Source organism: Rhodococcus sp. IEGM 1381 (assembly GCF_030056795.1).
In the GTDB taxonomy this organism is placed as follows: domain Bacteria; phylum Actinomycetota; class Actinomycetes; order Mycobacteriales; family Mycobacteriaceae; genus Rhodococcoides.
This window is the reverse complement of sequence record NZ_JASHKQ010000001.1, coordinates 525,430-548,331: the sequence shown is the minus strand read 5'-3', so window position 1 is coordinate 548,331 and position 22,902 is coordinate 525,430. Positions and strand designations below refer to the sequence as shown.

Sequence of the window (22,902 nt, the reverse complement as noted above, 5' to 3'; positions counted from 1 at the left end):
AGCATGCCTTGATCCCCAGATTTCATCCACAGGCTGGGGATAGATTTCATAGCGGGACTCGCCTGTCGCGTTGACTCGTCGGATACGACGACGCTGCGGGGGATTCACTATGGTCACACTCGACGAGTTCAGATCGTGGAACAGCCGTGAGTTGATCACTGCCTCCGACGGTCTGATGCGGCAGTGGCGCGAACTGGTCGTCGTGCATGGTTCGTCCGTGGACGCCGTGTTCGGCGACGAATGGGTCGGTGCGGCCGCTGACGCTGCCCGAGAGGCGATGAGAGGCGTCCGATCCGATGTCCGCGCTTCCTCCGATGAGCTGCTTCGGATCGCGAGCTGTGTCGCCGACGCCTCTATCGATATGGCGAGTCTGATCGCAGCTCTGCGCGCCGTGGAGCAGGAGGCCGGCGAATCTCGGTTCGGAATCGACTCCGACGGTTCGGTGACCGACACGGTCGCGTCGTACTCGGTAGCGCTTTCGGACCTGTGGTCGACGATGCGAGACCGCCGTGGTCTCCGTGAGGAGTTGGCGGCGCGAATCTCTCAGTTGATCAGCACAGCAACGGCTTTCGACGAAACCCTTGCTCGACGCCTTGCCGGGGGAACCCCGGAGATGGAGGTCTCGACCGCAGTTGCGGCCTCGGTGACTCCGGGCGCAACGCCGGCTGCCAATTCCGCGTTCTGGAGCGCGCTCTCGCCTGCCGTACGAACCATGCTGATGGTGGAGCAACCAGGGCTCATCGGCAATCTCGACGGTCTGCCGGGTCGAGTGCGAGACAGTGCCAACCGGCGGGTTCTGGCCGCCGAGCGTGTTCGCCTCCTCACGGCCGAGGCCGAGCTGCGGAAAGAGCTGGACAACAACGTGTTCGGAGGAATCTTCAGCGACGCGGATGCGGGGCTGGAACAGACGCGTAAAAGACTCGAGTCGCTCGTTGCGATCGAATCTGTACTGGCGCAGGGAGATCGGCAACTTTTGGTATTGGACAACTCTTCGTACGAGGAGACCACAGCGGCTGTTGCGGTGGGTGATGTCGATACAGCTACTCATGTGGCCGTGTTCGTACCTGGTCTCGGTTCGACCGTGCACGGCGACATCGAGAGCTACGACGGCGATATGGACGGATTGAAATCGACTGTGCAGCAACTGCTTCCAGGAGGTCAGGACGAGAGTGCGGCGGTCGTGACGTGGATGAACTACCAGGCCCCCCAGCTCGGCTGGAGCCTACTCGATCCCAACCGAACCGTGATGTCCGCGATCGCGGCCGACGCAGGGGCAGATCGGCTCGGTCCGTTTCTGGACGGACTCGACGCAGCGCGTGCGAGCGATCCGCACCTGTCGGTGCTTGCCCACTCTTACGGGTCGCTCACCGCAGCGTCGGCGCTTCGAGCCGACACCGGGGCCGACGAGTTCGTGGCGCTCGGATCCCCAGGATTGGGCACGCACACGGTCTCGGATCTTCGGTTACCCGACGGACACGTGTTCACGGGCGAAGCATTCGGCGACATCGTCGCCGACCTCGGTGCCTTCGGCCGTGATCCAGGCACGCTGGACGGGGTCACGCTGCTCTCGACCGATGGATCCGACGGTCGCAGCGGATCGATCGGTCACAGCGACTACTTTGCCGAAGGATCGACCAGTCGGTACAACACCGCCCTTGTCGTCGCCGACCGCAGCGAGGACGCCGTGATCAGAACCAGGCCGGCCCTGTTCGACCTACTGCAGAAGATTCTGTATCTATGACGAGCCGTCGGCGTAGTCGTCCAGGCTCGGCGGAACGTCGGCAGGCGGCGGTACCTCGTTTCGACGACGGCCGAGGTAGAACACGACACCACCGATAACAGCAGCGGCAACTCCGAACACCAGCACGCGGCGCTTGTTTCCCGACTTCGGTTCGACCGTCAGAGCAGTCCTGGTGAGGTTGGCCTCGATGATCCGTTCCGCAGTCGCGGCGCGGCGCTGTGCAGCCTGTTTGCGTGCCAGACCGTAGCCGCGCTTGGCGAGCAGCAGACCCACTCCGGCAGGGCCCTTGCTCACGGCAGAAGCGGCACCGAGCAGCGTCGATGCCGCCGCGCCGGTGGAGGAGTGAACCTGCTCGGTTTTCGTAGTGCTCGTCATACCCTCACTGTTCCACAACAGCACCCCGATCGACCCTCCTGATACACCACCTGTGAACTACCCGGTCGCTCGAGATGGCACGATGGTGGACGTGACTTCACCAAACAAGACCCAAACGGCAACGCTGCACACCAACCGCGGCGACATCGTCATCGAACTGTTCGGCAATCACGCCCCCAAGACCGTCGCGAACTTCGTCGGTCTCGCGGACGGGTCGAAGGAATACACGACGCAGAACGCGTCGGGTGCCAAGACCGGACCGTTCTACGACGGCGCAGTCTTCCACCGCGTCATCGACGGTTTCATGATCCAGGGCGGCGACCCGACCGGCACCGGCTCCGGTGGACCGGGCTACAAGTTCGAGGACGAGTTCCACCCCGAGCTCTCGTTCGATCGCCCGTACCTGTTGGCCATGGCGAACGCAGGCCCCGGCACCAACGGCTCGCAGTTCTTCATCACCACCGGCAAGACCCCGCACCTCAACCGCAAGCACTCCATCTTCGGTGAGGTCACCGACGAGGCGTCCAAGAAGGTCGTCGACGCGATCTCGAGCACGCAGGTCGGCCGCGGCGATCGTCCAGTGGACGAGGTCGTCATCAACAGCGTCACGATTGCCTGATCCAGTTCCACAGAAAGATTCACGATGACGAACCCCGGCTGGGGTGGCCCGTACGGCGACCAACCCAACCCACCCCAGTCGGTGTGCGTCCGACATCCTGATCGCCCCACGGGTCTGGCGTGCTCCCGCTGCGGTCGCCCGGCGTGCCCGCAGTGTCTGCAGGCCGCCGCTGTAGGTCAGCATTGCGTCGATTGTGTGCGGGAAGGCAACAAGAACGTCCGCACTGCGCAGACTGTCGCCGGAGCGCCGGTCACGCGATCTGCCAAGACCCCGTTGACCTACGCCCTGATCGCGATCAACGTCGTGGTCTTCGGCATCACCGCCGCTCAGTCCGGCAATGTCACCAGCAATTTCACCGGCTCTGCTGTGGCTCAGGCGTGGTCTCTGAACAGTTTGCTCGTGGCCGAGGGCGATGTGTTTCGCCTGATCGGTAATGGATTCGTTCACATCGGGCCGATTCATTTGCTGGTCAACATGTTCGCGCTCTATCTCATCGGTCGCGATGTCGAACTGGTCCTGGGCCGCAGCAGGTATCTCGCTGTCTACTTCCTGTCGCTGCTCGGCGGTAGCGCGTCGGTCATGGTGTTCGAGAACCCGCTGTCTCTCACCGCCGGCGCCTCCGGCGCGGTATTCGGGCTACTGGGTGCCCAGGCCGTCATCCTGCTCAGGCTCAAGCGAAGCCCGGCACCGGTTCTGATCGTCATCGCGCTCAACATCTTCATCAGCATCTCGATCCCCAGCATCTCGCTGTGGGGTCACATGGGCGGACTCGTCGCCGGTGCTGCCGCCACCGCGGGTTTGGTGTTTCTCCCCAACGGACGCCGCGGGCCGGAAAGTTCACGAACCTCGGCCGGCGTGTCCATGGCCTGGATCTCGGTGATCGCGGTCGCTCTGGTGACCCTCGGCATCATCGCGGTGCGAATGCTCGACCTCCGCGCGCAGATGGGCATCTGACAGTTCCCTGTCCGCCTTCGGCCCTCCGTAGGTCCACTAGATGTGCCATTGACCCCCGAAAAGGCCACTGAACGTCACATCGAGTACCCCGGGCCGCTCGGCTTTCAGGCGTTGGGTGGCACCAGACCGTGTATGTCCAGCGCATCGAATACGTCCCGCGGGTCGGTGCCGAGGTCCCATCTGCCGAAGATGATCAGTCGGTCGTCGTCCTCGCCGGGTGGGCGGATGTCGAGTTCGAGCATCGGGACGCGTCGGCCGAGTCGTGGGTAGCGCACGATTTTGACGCGCACGATGTCGGCGCGGGAGTACGTGCGTACGCCGCCGAGGCGTTTCATCGTCAGCGATCCGTCGCGCGTGATGGCCAGGCGGGGACGCTGTGCGGCGGCGAGTGCCGCAATCACCCACATTCCGACGGCTGCCACGCCGACGAGGAACGTTCCGGCGGCATCGGTGGAGGACAGCAGGGCACCGATTCCGAGGGCAAAACCGCCCACCACCAGTGCTCCGATGGCAACGACGGGTGTTGCCCAGCGCTCTTCGTACACACCCTGTGGATCGTTCGAAAAGTTATCCACAGGGTTTATCCACATTGGGGATGAATGACATCGGTGTAACTCGCTCGACTGTCAGCGCCACCGCATGGTCATGACGAGCCCGACGACCATGAAGCCGAAGCCGATCAAGAAGTTGTAGGCGCCGAGGTTTCCGATGAATGCGATGTCGTCCGCGGCGAGGTAGTAGACGATCAGCCACAGCAGGCCGACCAGCATGAATCCCAGCATCAGGACCACGTACCAGACCGGAGACGGTCCGGCGTTGACCTTCACCGGCGTGCGGTTCGCCGGGTTGATCGTGTAGTCGTTCTTCTTCCGTACCTTCGACTTCGGCATTGCTTCCTCTTCGCGTTCTTGACGGCTGTCGGTCCTGCGACCGACCTGTGGACAACTGACGACGGGAACCTGTGGATCGGCAGGAGTCGCGCATCCCCAGGCTATTGTCTCCTCGAGGACCGTGACAGTCACCGACCCGGTTGCTGTACACGCTAACCCAGGTGAGCCCAGCACCGACCCACCGGACAAATTGCGAGCACCCGTGACACGACGATCGACCCGCGCCGACACCCGCTGGTGGGTTCTCGCCGTCGCGGTGTGTGCGGTCGTCGGTCTACTGCTCGGTACCACCAGACATATTTCGGACGGCACCGAACTGCGCAGCGGGGACACCACTCGTCTCGCCGATCTCGTCGACGCGGCTCGTGCCAGCAGCGAGGATGCCCGAGGCAACAGGGACCTGCTCGAGCAACAGGTCGACACGATCCAGCAGCGCACCGCCTCCGGCGATACCGACGTCGCCGATGCGTTGGCGCGTATCGATTCCCTCGCCGACGCGGCTGGGCGCGAGGCCGCGTCCGGTGCCGGACTGACCGTGACGATGGCCGACGCTCCCCGGGGTCCCGACGGCGCATATGCATCCGACGCCTCGCCCGACGATCTGGTGGTCCATCAGGTCGATGTGCAGAGCGTGCTCAACGCGTTGTGGGCCGGCGGCGCGTCGGCGATCGCGATGCAGGATCAGCGCCTGGTGGCCTCGTCTGCTCCGCGCTGCATCGGCAACACCTTGTTGCTCGGCGGCCGGACATACAGTCCGCCGTACGTGATGACGGCGATCGGTGACCATGACCGGCTGCGCGCAGCGTTGCAGAACGAGCCCGGCGTGCGGTTGTACGAGCAGTACGCGCTGCGCTACGGCCTGCGCTACGACGTCGCGACCTCCGCGGACATCTCTGTGCCGGCCTACACCGAATCGGTGCGCATGCGGTACGCGCAGCCACGCTGAGTACGCTGTCGACATGCGTATTCTCGTCGTCGACAACTACGACAGCTTCGTCTTCAACCTCGTCCAGTACCTGGGCCAGCTGAACGTCGATGTCGAGGTCTGGCGCAACGACGACGTACGCCTCACCGACCGCGAAGCGGTCGCGGTCCAGTTCGACGGCATTCTGCTCAGCCCTGGGCCGGGAACACCGCAGCGGGCTGGTGCCACGATGGATCTGGTGTCGGCCGCCGCCCGCGCGAAGACGCCGCTGCTGGGAGTCTGTCTCGGCCACCAGGCCATCGGAGCCGTATTCGGTGCGACCGTCGAGAAAGCCCCGGAACTGCTGCACGGAAAAACCAGCCTGGTGCATCATTCGGGCGTCGGAGTTCTCGAGGGGATGAGCGATCCCTTCACCGCCACTCGGTACCACTCACTGACCGTTCGTGCAGACACCATTCCGGCGGAACTCGAGATAATCGGTCGCACCGAATCGGGTCTCGTGATGGCGATGAGGCACACCGAGCTGCCGATTCACGGGGTTCAGTTCCACCCGGAATCCATCCTCACCGAGGGCGGGCACCGCATGCTGGCCAACTGGCTCGCCGTCTGCGGCATGCCGACCGACGCCGGCCTCGTCGCCAAGCTCGAAGCTCAGGTATCCGAAGCCTTCGCCTGAGTTGCCTACTAGCCGGTGGGAATCCCCAACGCACCGATGCTCACGGTGATCGTGTCGGTCTTGCTGATCTCGGAGCCGGCAGGCTGAGCCTGGTTGACGATTCGCCCGACCATCAGTGGGTCTAGCGTCGCCTGCCTCGACGCCGACAGGTTCGACGCCGTTCCGGTCCATCCCGCCGTTTGCAGTGCCGTCAGAGCCTGTGCATCGGTGAGGCCGGACAGGTCCGGCATCGGGATCTTGTCTCCGTTGGAAACCCGCAACGTGACGACGGTGTTCTCGGCGACGTTGGTGCCGCCTGCGGGATCGGTCGAGACGACCTGACCCACCGGCTGCGAGGAATCGATGTTCTGGACCTGCACGCGGAGGCCGGCACCCTCCACATTCGGCTGTGCGACGTCGACGAGCTGGCCGACGACGTTGGGTATGCGTACCTGCGCCGGTCCGGATCCCAGGGTGATGCGCACCTGTGAGTTGGCGTTCATGCTCACGCCCGACGACGGATTCTGCTCGACGACCTTGTCGAGGTTCTCCGGCGTCGACGGTGCGCGGGCGATGGTGGGATCGAGTTCGAGTCCCACCTCGTTCAACGCGTCGGACGCCTGCTGCTGCGTTCGACCGGTCAGTCGCGGAACCTGCACTTGCTGAGGTCCGGAGGACACGTCGAGCGAGATGGCTCCGGGTGACTCGGTCTGCGACCCGGCCGCCGGATTGGTACCGATCGCAGATCCTTCCGGCACCGACGCATCGGGCTTCTCCTGGATCGTGACGCGGAGTCCGATGTCTTCGAGCTGGCGTTGGGCTTCATCCCCGGCCAGTCCGACGACGGTCGGCACCGTGACGGTCTTGGGGTCCGCACCGGGACCGAGCGACCACAGGAAGGCACCGACGATCGCGACGACGACCACGGCCGCGAGTGAGGCGAGCGCTATCTTCAGGCCGCGTCGGTTCTTCGGTTGGTCGTCGGGTCCGGTGTGTCGCGAAGGGCGCGATGCTTCGGCGGCCTCAGCGGGCTTGTCCCGCCCGGAGAAGTCGGCCTGACGGGAGTCGACCGACCCCAGAATGGTGGTGCGGTCCTCGTCGTTCATCACCATCGGCGCGCTCGGCCGTTGACCGCCGAGAACGCGAACCAGATCGGTTCGCATCTCGGCAGCGCTCTGGTAGCGGTTGGCCGGGTTCTTGGCCATCGCTTTGAGAATGATCGAGTCGAGTTCGCGCGGCACTGTGTCGTTGACCAGGGACGGTAGCTGGGGATCCTCGCGCACGTGCTGGTAGGCGACGGCGACCGGGGAGTCCCCCTTGAACGGTGGTTCTCCGGTGAGGATCTCGAACAGCACGCAGCCGAGCGAGTAGACGTCCGATCGAGCGTCGACCTGCTCGCCGCGAGCCTGTTCGGGCGAGAGGTACTGCGCGGTTCCGATCACGGCGGCGGTCTGGGTCATCGGCGACGAGGAATCGGCGATGGCGCGCGCGATGCCGAAGTCCATCACCTTCACAGCGCCGGCGTTGTTGATCATGATGTTCGCGGGCTTGACGTCGCGGTGCACGATGCCGTTGCGGTGGCTGAAATCGAGTGCGGCACAGACGTCGGCGATGACCTCCATGGCTCGGCGCGGTGGCATGGGTCCTTCGCCGCGAACGATGTCGCGCAGGGTGTCGCCGTCGACGTATTCCATGACGATGAACGGGAGCGGACCGGCTTCGGTCTCGGCTTCACCGGTGTCGTACACGGCGACGATGGCGGGGTGGTTCAAGGCAGCAGCGTTCTGGGCCTCGCGTCGGAACCTCAGATAGAACGTGGGGTCGCGGGCGAGATCGGCGCGCAGGACCTTGATGGCGACGTCGCGGTCGAGTCGGGTGTCTCGAGCCAGATGAACCTCGGACATACCGCCGAAACCGAGTATCTCGCCCAGCTCGTAGCGAGAGGAGAGCGTACGGGGAGTCGTCATCGTTGTCCTTGTGGCTCTTGCTGAAACGGATTCTCGAATAGCGGCCGGGGGGTAGTAGTCGTCGTCTGCGTCGGCTCCTCCGACGTCGTGGTCGGGCTCGTCGTGGTGGTGGTGGGTTCGGTGGTCGTGGTGGTGGTTGTTGTGGTCGTTTCTTCGGTGGTCGTTTCTTCGGTGGTGGTCGTCGTCGGCTCGGTGGTCGTCCGAGTGGTCGTGACCGGCTGCGTCGTGGTGGTCGGCGGTACGAACGGTGTCTGCGTGTCGTCCCTGCCCCCGGTCAGCAGTACGTAACCGCCGATCAGGATGGCGAGAAGCAGCAGGGCGCCGCCACCCCAGGCGAGTGCCTTCTGGGCCGACGACATTCCGGTGGGCTCCGGTACAGCTGCGGCAGCCGTTCCGGTGGCGGGTCCGCGGTACTCGCGTTGGGACGTCGGCATCATCTGGGTGCTCGACGGCGGCTGCGGACTCGGCACGACGCCCGGCATCATGACCCGGCCGGTGCCCGAGCCGCGGGAGTTCCCGGGTGCAGGAGGTCGGCGACCCGCACGGACCGCGGCGACCGCGTCGGCGAATTCGCCGCCGTTGGCATAACGCGTGGCCGGGTCCTTGACCATCGTGATCTCGATGAGTTCGCGAACGGCAGGCGGCAGGTCGACCGGCATCGGTGCCGGCTGTTCGCGGACGTGTTTCATCGCGACGGTGAGGGCTCCGTCTCCGACGAACGGCCTCGTGCCTGCGAGCACTTCGTATCCGACGACGCCGAGCGAGTAGACGTCCGAGGCCGAGGTGGCCTCCTCGCCGAGCGCTTGCTCGGGGGCGATGTACTGCGCGGTGCCCATGACCATCCCGGTCTTGGTCACCGGGGACGCGTCGACGGCCTTGGCGATGCCGAAGTCGGTGATCTTGACCTGCCCGGTGGGGGTGATCAGGATGTTGCCGGGCTTGACGTCACGGTGCACGACGCCGGCCGTATGTGCGATCTGCAGGGCGCGACCGGTCTGCTCGAGCATGTCCAGGGCATGGCCGAGCGGCAACCTCGACATGCGGCCGAGCACGGCGTTGAGCGGCTCACCGTTGACCAGTTCCATCACGAGGTAGGCCAGCGATTCGCCTGCACCGTCACGGGTCTCGCCGTAGTCGTAGACCCCGGCGATCCCTGGGTAGTTCAGCTGCGCTGTGGTCCGGGCCTCGAACCTGAAGCGCTGCAAGAACTCCGGGTCCTCGGAGAACTCGGCCTTGAGTACCTTGACGGCCACTCGGCGATCCAGACGATTGTCCATCGCCTCCCACACCTGACCCATACCGCCGGTGGCGATGAGGCGCAGCAGTCGATAACGCTGGGCGATGACGGCCCCGTTGCTCAATGGCACCTTACGTTCACCTCCCCTGCAATGCGGCTGCGATGACGGCCCGCCCGATGGGTGCGGCCACGGATCCACCGGTTGCGGCCAACGCTCGGTCTCCGCCGTCCTCGACGATGACTGCGATGGCGACCTTGGGATCGTTCGCGGGCGCGAATCCGATATACCAGGCATGCGGTGGGGTGTTGCGTGGATCGGAACCATGTTCTGCGGTACCGGTTTTCGAGGCGATCTGAACTCCGGGGATCTTTCCCTCGCCACTGGTGTTGTTCTCGGAGCCGATCATCAGATCGGTCAGGGTCGCAGCGGTATCGGAGCTGATGGCCTCTCCCATGGACTTCGGCTGGTAGCTCGACAGGTCGGACAGGTCGGGAGATTGCAGCTGCTGCACCAGGTTCGGGGCCATCCGTACGCCGCCGTTGGCGACCGTGGCGGCGATGACGGCGTCCTGCAAGGGGGTAAGCGCAACGTCGCGTTGGCCGATGCTGGACTGGCCGAGGGCCGCGTCGTCGTCGATCGCGCCGATTGTGCTGTCGGCCACGGGGAGCGGAATGGAGGTGTCCTCGCCGATACCGAAAGCAGCCGCGGCGTCGCGCATCTTGTCCACACCGGTGTCGATGCCCAGCTCGACGAAGGCGGTGTTGCACGACCGTGCGAACGCTTCGCGCAGGCTTGCCGTCTGGCCGCCGCCACACGTCGAACCGTTGTAGTTCTCGAGTGTCGTCGAGGTTCCCGGCAACGTGATGTTCGACGCGGCTGTGAGCTGGGTATCAGGCGTCGCACCCGACTCGAGTGCGGCGGCGGTGGTGATCACCTTGAAGGTGGAGCCGGGCGGGTAGGTCTGCGAGATCGCACGGTTCACCATCGGCTTGTTCGGGTCGTTGCTCAGGTTCTCCCACGCCGTCGTTGTGGTGCTGCCGTCGTGGCTGGCCAGCAGGTTGGGGTCGTAGCTGGGGGTGCTGGCCATGGCCAGCACGTTGCCGGTGGCGGGATCGAGTGCCACCACCGAACCGGTGTAGCCCTTGGCTGTGAGCTGGTCGTATGCGACCTGCTGGACGACGGGGTCGATGGTGGTGACGACGTTGCCGCCACGCGGATCTCGGCCGGAGATGAGGTCGAACAATCGCCCGCCGAAAAGGCGGTCGTCGGATCCGTTGAGCACGGGGTCCTCGGCCCGTTCGAGGCCGTTGCTCGAGTACAGCATCGAGTAGTAGCCGGTGATCGGCGCGTTGGCCTGCGGGCTGGCCGGAGAGATCGAGTTCTGCGGGTAGGTACGCAGGTACTTGTAGCGGTCGTCGGTCGCGACGGAGGACGCGAGAACCTGGCCGCCCGCCGAGATCTGACCGCGCTGGCGGGAGTACTCGTCGAGCAACACCCGTGAGTTGCGTGGGTCGGTTCGCAGATCGTCGGCCTTGATGACCTGGAGGTAGGTGGCGTTGGCGAGCAACGCGACGACCATGACCATCACAGCGATGGACACGCGGCGTAGAGGAGTGTTCATGGGCGCTTCACCATTTCGGTCGGCGCGTCCGCGATAGGTGTTGCAGGAGCGGGCTTCTTCTTGGGGGTTGCCGGCTCACGGGCCGCATCGGAGATCTTGATCAGCAATGCGAGAAGCAGGTAGTTGGCGAGAAGCGAAGATCCTCCGTAGGACAGATACGGCGTGGTGAGGCCGGTGAGCGGAATGAGCTTGGTGACGCCACCGACGACGACGAACAGCTGGATTGCGATCGTGAACGACAAGCCGGCGGCCAGCAGTTTGCCGAAACTGTCCCGGACGGCCAGCGCGGTGCGCATGCCGCGAATGATGAACAGCAAGTACAGGATCAGCACTGCGGTCAGGCCGATGAGGCCGAGTTCTTCGCCGACGGTCGCGATGATGAAGTCGGTCTTGGCGAACGGCACCTGGGACGGTCGACCGCTTCCGAGGCCGGTACCCGCCAAGCCGCCCGTGGCGAAGCTGAACATCGACTGGACGATCTGATATCCGGTGTCGTTGTAGTCGTCGAACGGGTGCAGCCAAGTGTCGGTTCGGATCTTGACGTGGCCGAATACCTGATACGCGAACAGGAATCCGACGATCAGCAGGCCGAACCCGATGATCAACCAGCCGACCCGCTCGGTCGCGATGTAGATCATCACCAGCACGGTTCCGAAGATCAGCAGCGACGTGCCGAGGTCCTTCTCGAATACCAGCACTCCGACCGAGACGATCCAGACGACCAGGATCGGACCCAGATCGCGGGCTCGCGGAAAGTCCATACCCAGCACGTGCTTGCCCGCGACGGTGAACAACTCGCGCTTGGCGACCAGCAGCGAAGCGAAGAAGATGAGCAGCAGAATTTTCGCGAACTCACCGGGTTGAATGCTGAAGCCGGGCAGCCGGATCCAGATCTTCGACCCGTTGACCTCCGAAAATGCGGACGGCAGCATCGCCGGGATTGCGAGAAGAATCAGGCCGGCGAGACCGACGGTGTAGCCGTAGCGGGCCAGGGTGCGGTAGTCGCGTAACAGCACCAGCAACGCCACGAAACCGGCGATCGCCAGTGTCGTCCACAGCACCTGCTGGTTGGCATCGGGTGAGGGGATCGGATTACCGAGATACTGCGCCTGCTGCTGATCGGCGAGGTCGAGTCGGTGAATGAGCACCAGACCGAGGCCGTTGAGGAGTGCCACGATCGGGAGCAGTAGCGGATCGGCGTGAGGCGCGAAGCGTCGTACGGCCAAGTGCGCCACCGTCATCAGCGCGAGATACGCGAGCGCGTACTTCGCCAGATCCCAGGTGATGGTCTGTTCCTGGCTGGCCTCGACCAACACCAGCGAGATCGTGGTGATCAGGACCGCGGCCCCGAGCAGCAGCAACTCGACTCCGCGCCGGTTCGATTGGATCGGTGCCGGAGCGAACCCCCCGGGCGGACTCGGAAAGGACCCTCCGGCGGAGGTGGGGGAACTCATCGAGTACCGGTCCTGCAGTTCTGGCCGGGAATCTGCGGAACCGTCGGTGTCGGCACCGCGGTGGTGGTCGGGGCGGCCTCAGGGGCGGCCGGAGGCAACGGCACACCGGGCGGCGGGATGATCGTCGTCGGCGCGGGCTCGACCGTTGTCGTGACCACGGGCTCGGTCTCGCACACCTGCATCAGATCACCGGAAGCCAACCGCTCCACCTGGCCGCGCGCATCGTTCAGCGATCCCGACGGTAGCCCGGCCGTGACCTGCTCGCGTGCGGCAGGCAGAAGGTCGTCGATCTCGAACGGAATGCAGTCAGCAGGCGCAGCGTCCGGGGCGGTCAACGTGACGGCACCATCGCCGTCGAGGCATCCGGTCAGTTCCACGCTCTGCAGCGAGTACCCCAGCACCGAGCCGGGGAGGCCCCGCAGCACCGTGACCTTGCTGTTGTCGGCGCCGACGTAGTAGTTGCCCTTGATGATCGAATTGGCAACGAGCGCACCGATTGCGGCGAGCAACACCAGGGTGAGGGCGATCAGCGTCCAGCGCAGCTTGTGCGACTTCTTCTCGGGGGTGACCACCGGTGTGGTGACGCGCTTGGGCGTCGAGCGAGGCGGTCGCATCGCCGCGGCGCGTCCTGCTGCGGTGTTGGGGGGAGGAGCGTCCTCCTCGTCCTCGGTGCTGGCGGCGCCACCGAGGATGGGATGGCTCTGTCCGTAGTCGAGGTCGATGACGTCGGCGACGACGACCGTCACGTTGTCCGGTCCACCGCTGCGCAGTGCGAGTTCGATGAGACGATCGGCGCAGGGACCGGTTTCGCCCTCGTTCATCGTGTTCTCGATGGTCTCGTCGCTGACGACATCGGACAGGCCGTCGGAGCACAGCAGGTACCGGTCGCCTGCTCGCACCTCTCGGACGGTCAGCGTCGGCTCGATCTCGTTGCCGGTGAGGGCACGCATGATCAGCGATCGCTGCGGGTGCGTGTGCGCCTGCTCGGCGGTGATGCGGCCCTCGTCGACGAGTGATTGGACGAAGGTGTCGTCGCGGGTGATCTGGGTGAGCGATCCGTCGCGCAGCATGTATGCGCGTGAGTCGCCGATGTGAACAAGCCCGATTCGCTTGCCCGCGAACAGGATTGCTGTCAAGGTAGTGCCCATGCCGTCGAGCTCGGGCTCGTCCTCGACCTGATCGGCGATGGACGCGTTGCCTTCACGGGTGGCCGCCTCGAGCTTGCCCAGCAAATCCTCACCGGGCTCGTCGTCGTCGAGGTGGGCCAACGCGGCGATCATCAACTGCGAGGCCACTTCACCGGCAGCGTGACCGCCCATACCGTCTGCCAGTGCCAACAGCCGAGCTCCGGCGTACACGGAGTCCTCGTTGTTGGAGCGGACCAGACCGCGGTCGCTGCGGGCGGCATAGCGGAGAACGAGGGTCACGGGCGCAACTCGATCACGGTCTTGCCGACACGAACCGGGGTTCCCAGGGGTACCCGCACTGCGGTGGTCACCTTGGCTCGGTCGAGGTAAGTCCCGTTGGTCGAGCCGAGGTCCTCGACGTACCAATCTCCGCCACGAGGTGAGAGACGTGCATGCCTGGTGGACGAATAGTCGTCTGTCAGAACGAGAGTCGAATCGTCTGCGCGTCCGATGAGGACGGGCTGCGTACCGAGCGAGATGCGCGTTCCGGCGAGACCGCCCTGGGTCACCACGAGGTACTTGGCCACCTTCTGCTTGTTGAACGACGGAAGAACTTTGGAGCCACCGGTGTAGCGCGCTGGTACTCGCATGCCTGCGGCCGCGTAGATGTCACTGCGCAGGGTGCGAAGGACGGCCCAGACGAAGAACCACAGCAGAAGCAGGAAGCCCGCCCTGGTCAATTGCAGAATCAATCCCTGCACGACGATTCACCTCCTCCTTCGCGATCGGACCTGCTCCCCACACGCCTCGACGTTGCGGCGCGGCAGACATGGTTGTCTCGCAGCATCATAGGGTGAAGCCGCGCGGGTGGACGACATTCGGGTGGACGAGCACGAGAGTCGAACATCGCTCGTGCCTGGCAGCCCGTATGTCAGACGATCCGGACCAGAATTTCGGAATGCCCGGCCCTGATGACGTCACCGTCGGCCAGCTGCCAGTCCTGAACCGGGGCACCGTTGACCGTGGTGCCGTTGGTGGACCCGAGGTCGGAGAGCATGGCCACTCGGCCGTCCCAGCGAATCTCGATGTGGCGGCGGGAGACACCGGTATCGGGCAGCCGGAACTGCGCGTCCTGGCCGCGGCCGATGATGTTCTGACCGTCACGGAGCTGGAAGTAACGGCCGCTGCCGTCTTCGAGCTGCAGTGTGGCTGCGAGCGACTGAGCCTGACCGGCGTACGCGGCGGGCTGGTCGTAGCCGTACCCGTCGTTGCGGTCGCCCGCGCCTTGCGGGTAGCCACGACCGTAGGCAGCCGGGGCAGGTGGATAGTCGTACGCAGGCTGCTGGTAGCCAGGCTGCTGATATCCGGCGGCCTGGGGCTCGGCGTACTGCCCTGCCGGGTCGCTGTAGGCCTGCTCCTGGTACGGGGACTCGGAGTAGGTGCCGCCCTCGGCACCGTTGTACTGGTAGCCCTGGGCGTCGTACCCCTGCGCGTTGTACCCCTGGGCGTCATAGCCCTGCGCGTTGTGGCCCTGGGCGTCATAGCCCTGGTCCTGACCGTTGGCATTGCCGTAGGCGTGCGGGTCGTAGCCCTGATCCTGAGCGCCTGCCGCGCTGTATGCCTGACCCTGCTCGGCGTACGGCTGCTGCTCGTCGTAGCCCTGACCGTTGTACGGCTGCTGGTCGTAGCGCGGATCGTAATCGGCAGGCGCATAAGCCTGAGCGTCGTAGCCGTTCTGCTCCCGCGCGGCGTAGCGGGGATCCTGGCCACCGGCGTGACCGTTGCGAGCACGCGGATCGGGACGATGACCGTCCGCGGGGTCGCGCTGCGGGTCGTAGCCTGGGTTCTGCGTCATGTGGCCGGCTCCTGGTATCGACATCGGTGGGGCAGACGGTCGCTGCGTAGCTGAAGGGACGGGACTGGGTGCCGGCTTGGCCGATACGTTTTGCTGGGCCGATACGTTCTGCTTGGCCGACGCGCCGTGCTGCGCAGACGGATTTCGTGCAGCAGTCGCCGATCGTCCCACATCGGGGTCGACCGAGCCACTGGCCCGGAACTGACCGGTGTGCAGAGTGGGCGACGGCTCGAAGCGAACCACCACGTCACCGTAGGTCTGCCACCCCTGATCACGGATGTAATCGTCGAGGTGGCGGGAAAATGCCTTGACCGTGAGTTCCCGATCACCGGCGAGTTCGTCGTGGTCCGAGCTGTTGATGGTGATCACGTAGCTGTTGGGTGCCAGGTAATGGCCGCCGTCGAGGGGCCGAACCAGATCCGACGCTTCTTGTTGGAGCGCCGCTTCCACCTCGGCCGGTACGACGCCACCGCCGAACACGCGGGCGAAGACGTCGCCGACAGCGCCCTGGAGCTTGCGCTCGAAACGTTGAACGATGCCCATCGTGACCCCTCCTCTCACTGTGTTCCTCCACCGTGTGGTGCCTGCAGGTGCGCAGAGTGCGACAGCCGCGTGTCACCACGAGGTCGCGCTTCAAGCATGATATACGGTGCCGCCGACGCAGACCGCGTGCCGCCGTTCGCTCCGAACGACGCAAGCCCGCGATTTTCGAGCGCGGCAGGGTGCGTGTTAGTGTTCTCGCCGTCACCCGGGCGGGTGGCGGAATGGCAGACGCGCTGGCTTCAGGTGCCAGTGTCCTTCGGGACGTGGGGGTTCAAGTCCCCCTCCGCCCACCACACTGGCCGCAGCTGATCTCGATCGCTGCGGCCAGTTTTTTCCGATACGGTCTCAGCCCGATCGTCTTACATGCGTGTACTTTTCGGCCGCCGCGGCCGGCCATCCCGAGAGGGGGGCCGATACGCCGACGAATGTAAGGAAAATCGCAGGTGAAAGCCCACAATAGGCTTACCTTATTTGCAGAGGTACCCAGGTGCTGACTTATCGTTCGTAGTTGGAGCGGCCTCACCACGGCCGGATCCACCTCGACCCGCACTTTTCTATCACGTGCCCACCTGCCCGTGCAGAGGAAAGCGTCGACGATCGACAGGTGCTGCTTCAACGGCGAGGACGCACCGCAGGCCGTTCGAGCAGCCGGTTACACCACACCGTCGCCGACGAGTTTCAAGGCTGGACTTATCCGAAGGCTAGGTATGAAGCACACTCCGGGCCCGCAAGGCCTTTACGATCCCGTCAACGAGCACGACTCCTGTGGTGTCGCGTTCGTGGTGGACATGCACGGTCGCCGCAGTCGCGACATCGTCGAGAAGGCGATCACCGCACTGGTCAACCTCGAGCACCGCGGTGCCGCCGGCTCCGAACCGAACACCGGTGACGGTGCAGGCATTCTCATCCAGGTTCCGGACGCGTTCTTCCGCGCCGTCGTAGATTTCGAGCTCCCCGCTCCCGGTGCCTACGCAACCGGGGTCGCATTTCTGCCGCAGGGCCGCAGCGACGCGGCACGCGCCTGCGAGGGTGTCGAGCGCATCGTCGAGAGCGAGGGCCTGGCGGTTCTCGGTTGGCGTGAGGTTCCCACCGACGACTCGTCCCTCGGCGCGCTGGCTCGCGACGCGATGCCGACCTTCCGTCAGCTGTTTCTCGCCGCCCCCGACGCATCGGTCACCGATCTCGACCTGGAGCGTCGTGCGTTCGTGATCCGCAAGCGCGTCGAGCACGAGCTGGGCGAAGAGGGCGCGGGCAAGGACGGCCCGGGTCGCGAGACCGTGTACTTCCCGTCGCTGTCCTCGCAGACCTTCGTCTACAAGGGCATGCTGACCACCCCTCAGCTCAAGGGCTTCTACCTCGACCTGCAGGACGAGCGTGTGGAAAGCGCACTGGGACTTGTGCATTCGCGCTTCTCGACCAACACGTTCCCGTCGTGGCCGCTGGCGCATCCGTTCCGGCGCGTCGCGCACAACGGCGAGATCAACACCGCCACCGGTAACGAGAACTGGATGCGCGCCCGCGAGGCGCTCATCACCTCCGACGTGTTCGGCGGCTCCGAGGCGCTCGAGAAGATCTTCCCCGTGGTCACCCACGGAGCAAGTGACACAGCACGTTTCGACGAGGTGCTCGAGCTGCTGCATCTCGGTGGACGAAGCCTGCCGCACGCCGTACTCATGATGATTCCCGAGGCGTGGGAGCGGCACGAGTCCATGGACCCCGCGCGTCGGGCGTTCTACAAGTACCACTCGTCGCTGATGGAGCCCTGGGACGGACCGGCGTCGGTGTGCTTCACCGACGGCACCGTCATCGGAGCGGTCCTCGACCGCAACGGCCTGCGCCCGAGCCGGCTGTGGGTCACCGACGACGGCTTGGTGGTCATGGCGTCCGAGGTCGGCGTTCTCGACATCGACCCGTCCAAGGTCGTCCGCAAGGTTCGGCTCCAGCCGGGCCGGATGTTCCTGGTGGACACCGCACAGGGACGCATCGTCTCCGACGACGAGATCAAGGACGAGCTCGCCGCAGAGCATCCGTACCAGCAGTGGCTCGACGAGGGTCTGACCTCGATCGACGATCTGCCCGAGCGCCCGCACGTGCACATGCCGCACGATCGCGTTCTCATCAGGCAGCAGATCTTCGGGTACACCACCGAGGAACTGAACGTGCTGGTCTCGCCGATGGCGAAGGCCGGTGCCGAGGCCATCGGGTCCATGGGTACCGACACCCCGATCGCTGTGCTGTCGGCTCGCCCGCGGATGTTGTTCGACTACTTCTCGCAGCTTTTCGCGCAGGTCACCAACCCGCCGCTCGACGCGATCCGCGAGGAGATCGTCACCAGCCTCGGCGGCACGATCGGCCCCGAGGGCGATCTGCTCAACCCGAACGCCGACAGCTGCAAGCAGATCGTGCTGCCGCAGCCGATCCTGCACAACGACGATCTCGCCAAGCTCGTGCACATCAACGACGAAGGCACGCAGGAAGAACTTCGTTCGGTGGTCGTGCGCGGCCTCTACCCGGTTGCCGAGGGCGGCGAGGGTCTCCGAAAGTCGTTGGAGGCCATTCGAGCTCAGGTCTCCGCTGCTATTTCGGGCGGCGCACGGATCATCGTGCTCTCGGACCGCGAGTCCAGCGAGAAGCTCGCGCCGATTCCGTCGCTGCTGCTGACCTCCGCGGTGCACCATCACCTGGTTCGTGAGAAGACCCGTACCAAGGTCGGTGTGATCATCGAGGCCGGTGACGCTCGCGAGGTGCATCACATGGCTCTGCTCATCGGTTTCGGTGCCGCAGCGGTCAATCCGTATATGGCGTTCGAGTCGATCGAGGACATGATCGAGCGCGGTGCACTCACCGGCATCGAGTTCGACAAGGCCGTCGCCAACTACATCAAGGCCGCGGGCAAGGGTGTGCTCAAGGTGATGTCCAAGATGGGCATCTCGACTCTCGCGTCGTACACCGGTGCTCAGCTGTTCCAGGTCATCGGCCTCTCGCAGGAACTGGTCGACGAGTACTTCACCGGGCTCAACAGTCACCTCGGCGGCATCGATCTCGATCAGGTGGCCGACGACGTCGCAGCGCGACATGCGGTCGCCTACCTCGACAACCGTCAGGAACGCGCTCACCGCGAGCTCGAGACGGGCGGCGAGTACCAGTGGCGCCGCGAGGGGGAGTACCACCTCTTCAACCCCGACACCGTCTTCAAGCTGCAGCACTCCACCCGCACCGGTCAGTACGACGTCTTCAAGGAATACACGAAGATGGTCGACGACCAGTCCGAGCGCCTCGCGTCGCTACGCGGTCTGTTCCGCTTCAAGACCGAAGAGCGACAAGCGATTTCGATCGACGAGGTCGAGCCGGCCAGCGAGATCGTCAAGCGATTCTCCACGGGTGCGATGAGCTACGGCTCCATCTCGGCCGAGGCGCACGAGACCCTGGCCATCGCGATGAACCGTCTCGGCGGACGCTCGAACTCCGGTGAGGGCGGCGAGGATGTCTCGCGATTCACCCCCGACGAGAACGGGGACTGGCGACGGTCGGCCGTCAAGCAGGTCGCGTCGGGACGCTTCGGTGTCACCTCGCACTACCTGACCAACTGCACCGACATCCAGATCAAGATGGCGCAGGGAGCCAAGCCCGGTGAGGGCGGCCAGCTTCCAGCGCACAAGGTGTACCCGTGGGTCGCCGAGGTTCGGCACTCGACGCCCGGTGTCGGTCTGATCTCGCCGCCGCCGCACCACGACATCTACTCGATCGAGGATCTCGCGCAGCTGATCCACGACCTGAAGAATGCCAACCCACAGGCCCGCATCCACGTGAAGCTGGTCTCCGAGGTCGGCGTCGGAACGGTCGCGGCCGGGGTGTCCAAGGCGCACGCCGACGTGGTGCTCATCTCGGGTCACGACGGCGGCACCGGCGCGACGCCGCTGACGTCGGTCAAGCACGCAGGTGGACCGTGGGAACTCGGCTTGGCCGAGACCCAGCAGACGTTGCTGCTCAACGGTCTTCGTGACCGCATCGTCGTGCAGGTCGACGGTCAGCTCAAGACCGGCCGTGACGTGATGGTCGCCGCGTTGCTCGGCGGCGAGGAGTTCGGTTTTGCCACCGCTCCGCTCGTGGTTTCGGGCTGCATCATGATGCGTGTTTGCCATCTCGATACCTGCCCCGTCGGCGTTGCAACGCAGAACCCGTTGCTGCGTAAGCGTTTCGCGGGCAAGCCCGAGTTCGTCGAGAATTTCTTCATGTTCATCGCCGAGGAGGTTCGCGAGCTCATGGCCGAGCTCGGGTTCCGCACACTCGACGAGGCCGTCGGACAGGTGGGTCTGCTCGACACCACCGCTGCCAAGGAGCACTGGAAGGCGTCGAAGCTGGATCTGTCGCCGATCCTCGAAGAGGTCGAATCGGCTTTCATGAACCAGAACCTCTACAACACCGGGGTTCAGGATCACGGCCTCGACAAGGCTCTGGATCAGCAGCTCATCGCGGCCAGCCGCAACGCATTGGACAAGGGCGAGAAGGTCGTCTTCGAGTCCAAGATCACCAACGTCAACCGCACCGTCGGAACGATGCTCGGGCACGAGGTCACCAAGGCGTACGGCGGCGTCGGGCTCTCGGACGACACCATCGACATCACGTTCACCGGCTCGGCCGGCAACAGTTTCGGTGCGTTCGTGCCCTCCGGTATGACACTGCGTCTGCACGGCGACGCCAACGACTTCGTCGGCAAGGGTCTCTCCGGTGGGCATCTGATGTTGCGCCCCTCGCTGAATGCCCCCGAGGGATTCGTCGCCGAGGACAACATCATCGGCGGCAACGTCTTCCTGTTCGGTGCCACCAGCGGTGAGGCTCTCATCCGCGGCGTCGTCGGCGAGCGCTTCGCCGTTCGTAACTCGGGTGCTGTTGCCGTCGTCGAAGGCGTCGGCGATCACGGCTGCGAGTACATGACCGGCGGCAAGGTGGTCATCCTCGGCGCGACGGGCCGTAACTTCGGTGCCGGCATGTCCGGTGGCGTCGCGTTCATCTTCGATCCGAACAAGACGTTCGAGGCCAACCTCAACACCGAGCTGGTCGACATCGACGAGCTCGAGGGCGACGAATTCACCTGGTTGAAGGACATCGTCACCCGTCACCAGGAGCAGACCGGCTCCGAGGTGGCCGAGCGGATCCTCGCGGACTGGTCACAGCAGGTGAACCATTTCGTGAAGGTCATGCCTCGCGACTACAAGAAGGTACTGCTGGCCATCTCCGAAGCCGAGAAGAACGGCGCGGACGTGGACGAAGCGATCATGGAGGCAGCTCGTGGGTGACCCACAGGGATTTCTGAAGAACACGGTTCGCGAAGTGCCGAAGCGGCGGCCCGTAGACCTGCGCCTGATGGACTGGAAAGAGGTCTACGAAGACTTCTCGAAGGACACTCTGCGCACCCAGGCAAGTCGATGCATGGACTGCGGTATTCCGTTCTGCCACAACGGCTGCCCGTTGGGGAACCTGATTCCCGAGTGGAACGACCTGGTGTTCAAGGACCGCTGGCGCGACAGCATCGATCGGTTGCACGCCACCAACAACTTCCCGGAGTTCACCGGGCGGTTGTGCCCCGCTCCGTGCGAGGCGTCGTGTGTCCTGGGCATCAACCAGGATCCGGTCACCATCAAGCAGGTCGAGGTCGAGATCATCGACAAGGCCTTCGAGGAGGGCTGGGTCACGCCGGTCTACCCGACGCACCTCACCGGTAAGACCGTCGCCGTCGTCGGCTCGGGTCCCGCGGGACTTGCTGCAGCACAACAGCTCACCCGCGCCGGCCACACCGTCACGGTGTTCGAGCGTGCCGATCGCATCGGCGGACTGCTGCGCTACGGCATCCCCGAGTTCAAGATGGAGAAGCGCCACATCGATCGTCGGCTGGCGCAGATGGAGGCCGAGGGCACCGTCTTCCGCACGGGCGTCGATGTGGGCGTTGATATCTCGGCCGACGAACTGCGTGAGCAGTTCGACGCGGTCGTGCTGTCCGGCGGTGCCACCGCCTGGCGCGACCTGCCCATCGAGGGCCGCGAACTCGACGGCATCTACCAGGCCATGGAGTTCCTGCCACCCGCCAATCGCGTCCAGCAGGGCGACTTCGCTGCGCCGCCCGTCAGCGCCGAGGGCAAGAAGGTCGTCATCATCGGCGGCGGCGACACCGGTGCCGACTGCTTGGGTACCTCGCACCGACAGGGCGCGGAGAGCGTGCACCAGTTCGAGATCATGGCCCGACCGCCCGAGGAGCGTGCGACGTCCACCCCGTGGCCGACGTATCCGCTGATGTACCGCGTCGCGTCGGCACACGAAGAGGGTGGCGAGCGCGTCTTCTCCGTCAACACCGAGCGTTTCGTCGGCGAGGACGGCAAGGTCACCGCACTCGAAGCCTGTGAGGTCGAGTTCAAGGCCGGCAAGTTCGAGAAGGTCGAGGGCAGCGAGTTCACCCTCGAAGCCGATCTGGTGCTGCTCGCCATGGGATTCGTCGGACCCGACAAGGGCGGTCTCCTGACCGACCTGGGCGTCGACTTCAACCAGCGCGGCAACGTGGAGCGCACCAACGAGTGGGTCACCAACGTCCCCGGCGTGTTCGTCGCCGGAGACATGGGTCGTGGCCAGTCGCTCATCGTGTGGGCCATCGCCGAGGGCCGCTCCTGCGCGGCCGCCGTCGACACCTTCCTGCAGGGAGCAACCGCACTGCCGTCGCCGATCGTGCCCACCCAGGCACCGCAGCGGTAAGTCGCGTTTTTTCGCCGAGCTCGAAGTTGTGGACGGATTACCGTGCGATTCCGTCCACAACTTCGAGCTCGTCTGCGTTTCACGACCATCCGCCACACGGTTACGTCCGTTAACCATGTAGGCATCTGATGGTCACAGGCCGCTGTCATTGTGGTGATCGAACAACGAAGCGTTCGATCACCAGTGAGGCCCCCTCC

Annotated in this window: 17 protein-coding genes and 1 tRNA gene; 8 read left to right on the top strand and 10 right to left on the bottom strand. The window is 64.9% G+C overall.

The features are described from left to right. Positions 1-109 precede the first annotated feature (109 nt). A complete protein-coding gene (locus tag QM797_RS02675) occupies positions 110-1,741 on the top strand; it encodes an alpha/beta hydrolase (protein WP_283273579.1) in 1,632 nt (543 codons plus the stop codon). On the opposite strand, the gene QM797_RS02670 is transcribed toward QM797_RS02675, so the two are convergent. Then, complete coding sequence (locus QM797_RS02670) at positions 1,736-2,116, bottom strand: hypothetical protein (RefSeq protein ID WP_283273578.1); 381 nt, start codon at positions 2,114-2,116, stop codon at positions 1,736-1,738. The genes QM797_RS02675 and QM797_RS02670 overlap by 6 nt on opposite strands. 82 nt (positions 2,117-2,198) lie before the next feature. Here QM797_RS02670 and QM797_RS02665 point away from each other — a divergent pair, with 82 nt between their 5' ends. Together QM797_RS02665 and QM797_RS02660 are read left to right on the top strand one after the other, a co-directional pair. Further along, positions 2,199-2,735, top strand: coding sequence for a peptidylprolyl isomerase (locus QM797_RS02665; protein ID WP_283273577.1), 537 nt, complete (start codon positions 2,199-2,201; stop codon positions 2,733-2,735). 24 nt (positions 2,736-2,759) lie between these two features. Further along, positions 2,760-3,689 carry a rhomboid family intramembrane serine protease gene (locus QM797_RS02660; protein ID WP_283273575.1) on the top strand — a complete coding sequence of 310 codons (930 nt, stop codon included), beginning with the start codon at positions 2,760-2,762 and terminating at the stop codon, positions 3,687-3,689. Between the two features lie 104 nt (positions 3,690-3,793). Here the strand turns inward: QM797_RS02660 and QM797_RS02655 are convergent, their stop codons facing one another. Next, on the bottom strand, positions 3,794-4,279 hold the full coding sequence (locus QM797_RS02655; RefSeq protein WP_283273574.1) for a PH domain-containing protein: 486 nt from the start codon (positions 4,277-4,279) through the stop codon (positions 3,794-3,796). Between the two features lie 36 nt (positions 4,280-4,315). Continuing rightward, on the bottom strand, positions 4,316-4,579 hold the full coding sequence (crgA, locus tag QM797_RS02650) for a cell division protein CrgA (RefSeq protein ID WP_032378768.1): 264 nt from the start codon (positions 4,577-4,579) through the stop codon (positions 4,316-4,318). Positions 4,580-4,781: 202 nt separating this feature from the next. Here crgA and QM797_RS02645 point away from each other — a divergent pair, with 202 nt between their 5' ends. Further along, a complete protein-coding gene (locus QM797_RS02645) occupies positions 4,782-5,525 on the top strand; it encodes a DUF881 domain-containing protein (RefSeq protein WP_283273573.1) in 744 nt (247 codons plus the stop codon). Between the two features lie 13 nt (positions 5,526-5,538). After that, on the top strand, positions 5,539-6,180 hold the full coding sequence (locus QM797_RS02640) for an aminodeoxychorismate/anthranilate synthase component II (RefSeq protein ID WP_283273572.1): 642 nt from the start codon (positions 5,539-5,541) through the stop codon (positions 6,178-6,180). Positions 6,181-6,188: 8 nt separating this feature from the next. Here QM797_RS02640 and pknB read toward each other — a convergent pair whose 3' ends face one another. The 7 genes from pknB to QM797_RS02605 all read right to left on the bottom strand — a co-directional run bounded on the left by pknB (position 6,189) and on the right by QM797_RS02605 (position 15,964). Next, positions 6,189-8,126, bottom strand: a complete 1,938-nt coding sequence (gene pknB / locus QM797_RS02635) for a Stk1 family PASTA domain-containing Ser/Thr kinase (RefSeq protein WP_283273570.1) — start codon at positions 8,124-8,126, stop codon at positions 6,189-6,191. Beyond that, positions 8,123-9,493, bottom strand: a complete 1,371-nt coding sequence (locus QM797_RS02630; RefSeq protein WP_283273569.1) for a serine/threonine-protein kinase — start codon at positions 9,491-9,493, stop codon at positions 8,123-8,125. Before QM797_RS02630 ends, pknB begins: the two co-directional genes overlap by 4 nt. Before the next feature lie 7 nt (positions 9,494-9,500). Next, the gene (locus QM797_RS02625; RefSeq protein ID WP_283273568.1) at positions 9,501-10,985 is read right to left on the bottom strand and encodes a peptidoglycan D,D-transpeptidase FtsI family protein; all 1,485 of its coding nucleotides are present in this window, start codon (positions 10,983-10,985) and stop codon (positions 9,501-9,503) included. Continuing rightward, the gene (locus QM797_RS02620) at positions 10,982-12,439 is read right to left on the bottom strand and encodes an FtsW/RodA/SpoVE family cell cycle protein (protein ID WP_283273567.1); all 1,458 of its coding nucleotides are present in this window, start codon (positions 12,437-12,439) and stop codon (positions 10,982-10,984) included. The genes QM797_RS02625 and QM797_RS02620 overlap by 4 nt, the downstream gene beginning before the upstream one ends. Next, positions 12,436-13,866 (bottom strand): PP2C family protein-serine/threonine phosphatase, encoded by a 1,431-nt coding sequence (locus tag QM797_RS02615; RefSeq protein ID WP_283273566.1) that lies wholly within the window; start codon positions 13,864-13,866, stop codon positions 12,436-12,438. The genes QM797_RS02620 and QM797_RS02615 overlap by 4 nt, the downstream gene beginning before the upstream one ends. After that, the gene (locus QM797_RS02610; RefSeq protein ID WP_032378775.1) at positions 13,863-14,327 is read right to left on the bottom strand and encodes an FHA domain-containing protein FhaB/FipA; all 465 of its coding nucleotides are present in this window, start codon (positions 14,325-14,327) and stop codon (positions 13,863-13,865) included. The genes QM797_RS02615 and QM797_RS02610 overlap by 4 nt, the downstream gene beginning before the upstream one ends. A gap of 170 nt (positions 14,328-14,497) precedes the next feature. After that, positions 14,498-15,964, bottom strand: coding sequence for an FHA domain-containing protein (locus QM797_RS02605; RefSeq protein ID WP_283273565.1), 1,467 nt, complete (start codon positions 15,962-15,964; stop codon positions 14,498-14,500). Between the two features lie 207 nt (positions 15,965-16,171). Between QM797_RS02605 and QM797_RS02600 the strand changes: the two genes are divergently transcribed. From QM797_RS02600 to QM797_RS02590, 3 genes are all read left to right on the top strand, one after another. Then, positions 16,172-16,257, top strand: a tRNA-Leu gene (locus tag QM797_RS02600). A 414-nt stretch (positions 16,258-16,671) separates the two neighbouring features. Continuing rightward, on the top strand, positions 16,672-21,261 hold the full coding sequence (gltB, locus tag QM797_RS02595; RefSeq protein ID WP_283273564.1) for a glutamate synthase large subunit: 4,590 nt from the start codon (positions 16,672-16,674) through the stop codon (positions 21,259-21,261). Then, the gene (locus QM797_RS02590) at positions 21,254-22,705 is read left to right on the top strand and encodes a glutamate synthase subunit beta (RefSeq protein ID WP_283273563.1); all 1,452 of its coding nucleotides are present in this window, start codon (positions 21,254-21,256) and stop codon (positions 22,703-22,705) included. The genes gltB and QM797_RS02590 overlap by 8 nt, the downstream gene beginning before the upstream one ends. Positions 22,706-22,902 lie beyond the last annotated feature (197 nt).